This window comes from Pseudomonas sp. Lb2C2 (assembly GCF_052112205.1).
In the GTDB taxonomy this organism is placed as follows: Bacteria; Pseudomonadota; Gammaproteobacteria; order Pseudomonadales; family Pseudomonadaceae; genus Aquipseudomonas; species Aquipseudomonas kilonensis.
Genome location: NZ_JAUTYW010000024.1, coordinates 1 through 454, shown reverse-complemented (window position 1 = coordinate 454; position 454 = coordinate 1). Strand labels below are relative to the sequence as shown.

Sequence of the window (454 nt, the reverse complement as noted above, 5' to 3'; positions counted from 1 at the left end):
TGGAGGGCGGCACGGTCAACGGCAACGTGCTGGACAACGACGTACTTGGCGCGGATGGCGGCATGGTGATCGGCGTGCGCGCCGGCAACGACACCTCGAACCCTGCCGTCGGCGGCCTGAACACCCAGATCAACGGCACCTACGGCTACCTGACCCTGGACGCCAATGGCAACGCCGTCTACCACAGCAACCCCGACGCTGTCGGTGCGGCGGGTGCCACCGATGTGTTCACCTACACCGTGCGTGATGCCGACGGCGATGAAAGCACCACCACTGTTACCATCGACGTGCACAACAGCTGCCTCATCGTAGAAACCGACCACGACATTACGGTCTATGAAAAAGCCCTCGACCTGAACCAGGACGGCCAGGACCTGGCCCCTGGCACCGTCACTGGCAGCGAGCCGAGTGCCACCAGTGAAACCGCCAGCGGTAGCTTGGTCGGCTCGATCAG

Annotated in this window: 1 protein-coding gene; it reads left to right on the top strand. The window is 63.7% G+C overall.

What is annotated here, in order from left to right:
* On the top strand, positions 1–454 hold a 454-nt coding region (locus tag Q7F16_RS30085), incomplete at both ends, for an Ig-like domain-containing protein (RefSeq protein WP_413211838.1).